Annotated in this window: 4 protein-coding genes; 2 read left to right on the top strand and 2 right to left on the bottom strand. The window is 69.5% G+C overall.

Translation table 11 applies throughout. The features are described 5' to 3' along the window. The first annotated feature begins 68 nt into the window (after positions 1 to 68). Positions 69 to 497, top strand: coding sequence for an MFS transporter (locus AC08ON_RS17055; protein ID WP_476617336.1), 429 nt, complete (start codon positions 69 to 71; stop codon positions 495 to 497). Positions 498 to 647: 150 nt separating this feature from the next. Here AC08ON_RS17055 and AC08ON_RS17050 read toward each other — a convergent pair whose 3' ends face one another. Both AC08ON_RS17050 and AC08ON_RS17045 read right to left on the bottom strand, forming a co-directional pair. After that, positions 648 to 1592, bottom strand: coding sequence for an HpcH/HpaI aldolase/citrate lyase family protein (locus tag AC08ON_RS17050; protein ID WP_476608548.1), 945 nt, complete (start codon positions 1590 to 1592; stop codon positions 648 to 650). Continuing rightward, on the bottom strand, positions 1589 to 2656 hold the full coding sequence (locus AC08ON_RS17045; protein ID WP_476608549.1) for an HpcH/HpaI aldolase/citrate lyase family protein: 1068 nt from the start codon (positions 2654 to 2656) through the stop codon (positions 1589 to 1591). Before AC08ON_RS17045 ends, AC08ON_RS17050 begins: the two co-directional genes overlap by 4 nt. Before the next feature lie 645 nt (positions 2657 to 3301). Here AC08ON_RS17045 and AC08ON_RS17040 point away from each other — a divergent pair. After that, a complete protein-coding gene (locus AC08ON_RS17040) occupies positions 3302 to 3523 on the top strand; it encodes a hypothetical protein (protein ID WP_476608550.1) in 222 nt (73 codons plus the stop codon). Positions 3524 to 3602: the final 79 nt, after the last annotated feature.

Raw genomic sequence — 3602 nt, 5'->3', positions numbered from 1 at the left:
CTACAAAACGTCACCAATCACAACGTAGCGTGATCTCTGCGCGGCCCTGACTCTCCGGTGTCGTCGCGCTGACCATCTTCCTCGCCCTGCAGCCGGTCTTCGGAGCGATCTCGGACCGCGTCGGCAGGCGGCCGATGCTGCTCATCTTCGGCACCTTCTTCGTGGTCGGCACGGTTCCGATGCTGGCCCTACTGGACGGCTCGACCACCAGGCTGCTCCTGGTTCAGATCATGGGGCTGGTGTTCCTCGCCTGCTGGTCGTGCATCTCGAGCGCGGTGGTCGCCGAGCTGTTCCCGGCGCGCCTGCGCAGCTCCGGTATCGGGTTCCCCTATGCGCTCTCCGTCGCCCTCTTCGGCGGCACCGGCCCCTACGTCGCCACCTACCTCGTGGACATCGGCCACGCTGCCTCCTTCGGCTGGTACGTCACCGCCGTCGCCCTGGTCAGCACCGTCGTCTTCAGCCGGCTCCCCGAGACCGCGCACCGGCCCCTGCACTGACCGACAGGAGACATCGCCCGCGAGTCCGAGCGTCCGAGAGCCCGGATCACGCTGGCAGGGAACGGCGGTGGCTTCCACCGCGGTGGAGAGGCTGTCGCATCCCTACAGCCGTCGAAGCGGCCAGAACGGTCACGGCCAGAACGGTCACCGTCAGGAGGCCGCCTGGCCGTCGGCCAGACCCGCGATGGCCGCGCTGACGGCGAGAATCCGGCGCGCGTTGTCGACGTGCAGGTTCTCGATCAGCCGGCCGTCGACGGTCGCCACTCCGCGGCCCTCGCGTAGCGCCTCCTCCCAGACCCGCACGATCTCCGCGGCCTGCGCGACCTGGGCCTCGGTGGGTGAGAACGTGCGGTTACACGTCTCGATCTGGTTGGGGTGGATAAGCGTCTTACCGTCGAAGCCCATCTCGCGGCCCTGGCGGCATTCCGCCGCGAAGCCGTCGGCGTCGCGGATGTCGTTGTAGACACCGTCGAGGATCACGGTTCCACTCGCGCGCGCGGCCAGCAGACACAGCCCCAGGCCGGTCAGCAGCGGGGCGCGGCCGGGCACGAATTCGGCACGCAGTTCGTTGGCCAGGTCGTTGGTGCCCATCACGAGAACGGTGAGCCGGGGCGACGCCTGGGCGATCTCCTGGACGCGCAGGATGGCACCAGGTGTCTCCACCATCGCCCATATCATGGTGCGGTCCGGCGCGCCGGCCGCCTCGAGCCCTTTTTCGATCGCGTGGACGTCCGACGGCGACTCGACCTTCGGCACCACGACGGCGTCCGGGCCCACCCGTCCCGCGGCCCGCAGGTCGTCGGCATGCCAGGAGCTGCCGCGGGCGTTGACGCGAACCGTGATCTCCCGGTGGCCGTAGGCGGCGTCGGCCACCGCCGCGCAGACCTGCTCCCGGGCGCGCTCCTTGGCGACGGGCGCCACCGCGTCCTCGAGGTCCAGGATGAGCGCGTCGGCCGGCAGATTCCTGGCCTTCTCCATGGCACGCTCGTTGGCCCCGGGCATATAGAGGATGGAACGCCGCGGACGGTACGCGGCGGGCGGGCGGCCCGCGGACGGGGAACCCGCCGGGGAACCCGGGGCCGCGGTGCCGGTCATCGTGCCTCCGGCGCGGGTAGTCCGTAGGCCGCCGCGAGCTGTGCGTCCCGGGCGGCGAGGCGAGTGGCGAGCGTGAGGATGACCCGGCACTGCTTCACCGAGGCGTCGTCCTGCATCGTGCCGTCCACCATCACGGCACCCGTTCCGTCGCCCATGGCCGCGACGACGCGCTTTGCCCACTCGACGTCCGCGGGCTCGGGGCTGAAGACCTTCTTCGCGATGTCGATCTGGACGGGATGCAGTGACCACGCCCCGACACACCCGAGCAGGAACGCGTTGCGGAACTGGTCCTCGCAGGCGAGGACGTCGGCGATGTCACCGAACGGCCCGTAGTATGGCATGATCCCGTTCGCCGCGCAGGCGTCTACCATCCGGGCGAGCGTGTAGTGCCAGGGATCCTGCTGGAACGTGGCTCGGACGGCAGCCGGGTCGTCCGGCCGCGGATCCTGGCGTACCAGGTAGCCGGGGTGCCCACCGCCGACACGGGTTGTCTTCATCCGCCGATCCGCCGCCAGGTCCGCCGGGCCAAGGGACAGACCCTGCATGCGGGGACTTGCCGCGCAGATCTCCTCGACGTTCGCGACCCCTCGCGCGGTCTCCAGAATCGCGTGGACAAGCACCGGCCGGGACAGGCCGGCCTTCGCCTCCAACTGGGCGAGGAGGCGGTCCACATAGTGGATGTCCTCCGCCCCCTGGACCTTGGGCACCATCACCACGTCGAGATTCTCGCCGATGGCGGGCACGAGCGTGAGCAGGTCGTCGAGCCCCCAGGGTGAGTCGAGGCTGTTCAGGCGGATCCAGAACTGCGTCTCACCGACGTCCGCGCCGTCGACGATCTTTATCAGGTTGTCCCTGGCAACGATCTTGTTGTCCGCTCGGACGCCGTCCTCGAGGTTCCCGAGCAGCACGTCGACCCGGGGGATGATATGCGGCAGCTTCGCCGCCATCTTCTCGTTGCTCGGGTCGAAGAAGTGAATCATCCGGGACGGTCGCCACGGGATCTCGCGAGGCGGGGGTGGCGCCCCCACCGCGAGGGGAGCGAAGAAATCCTTGGCGCTGCGCATGTGAAATCTCCCGGGAAGGAACCCTGGCCGGTGCCGGGTGACCGGCTCCCGGCGACCAGCGCGACACTCAGCGTCGACGACGCCCGGCTCCGCCGGACTGTATCAGTTTGATGTCCGAAACGCTCCCCTGATCATCTCCCGCCCGATCGCGACCGTCGAGGTCATGGTCCAGCCGGCGGGCATTCTCTGCGATCTGGGAGCTCTATTTCTGTTCCATAAGTTCCGCATGAACCGCTGCGACAGGAGCATTCCCCGTCGCCATTCCGTCCAGGTCCGCAGCCTGGCTTTCTCCGTGCGGACGTCTTACGCACGTCGTCGGCCGATCGCTGCCTGTTCACGAGCAGCCTCCTCGGCCTGCTCAGAGTCGCGGGCGGAGTCGCGGGCAGCCGCGTGAGCCATGAACACCCCGAGGTCACCACGTCTACGATCGCGGTGAACGGGGAGAACCCGGAGAAGGAGTTCGAGCAGCCGCCATGACCAACGCCGCTCCACTCGCCGCTGCGGCGCCCGGTATCTGGCCGACGCCGACCCCGACCTGCACATCACGCGGATGTGCGCCGCCTACCGCGAACGCCACGACGCGCTCCTCGACGGACTCGCCTGGGCGCTGCCGCCCGGGAGCAGCGGAACCGGCCCGAGGGCGGCATGTTCGTCTGGGCCCGCCTCCCCGATGGTCACGACGCCACCGCCCTGCTGCCCGGCGTGGTGGAGCACGACGCGGCCTACGTTCCCGGTACTCCTTTTTTCGCGGGGCCTTTTTTCGCGGGACCGCCGGACCCCGCGACGCTGCGCCTGTCCTTCACCACGCACCCACCGGCGGAGATCACGGAGGGGTTGACGCGGCTGGCACGGGCGTTCGGGGTGTGACCGGCCTCCCTGACCGGGTGCCGGCGGCGGCCCGGCACGAGCCGGCGGGGACCGACAAACGGCGGGGACCGACGAAATG

It is taken from the genome of Frankia sp. CoWAU3 (assembly GCF_977971855.1).
Note: the sequence above shows the minus strand (reverse complement) of the source record. Positions and strands in the feature narration are given on the sequence as shown.

What these genes read in the sequence shown, in the direction of transcription:
- AC08ON_RS17040 (WP_476608550.1), top strand. Translation starts at nt 3,302, where the DNA reads ATGTTCGTCTGGGCCCGCCTCCCCGATGGTCACGACGCCACCGCCCTG.
- AC08ON_RS17045 (WP_476608549.1), bottom strand. Translation starts at nt 2,656, where the DNA reads ATGCGCAGCGCCAAGGATTTCTTCGCTCCCCTCGCGGTGGGGGCGCCA.
- AC08ON_RS17050 (WP_476608548.1), bottom strand. Translation starts at nt 1,592, where the DNA reads ATGACCGGCACCGCGGCCCCGGGTTCCCCGGCGGGTTCCCCGTCCGCG.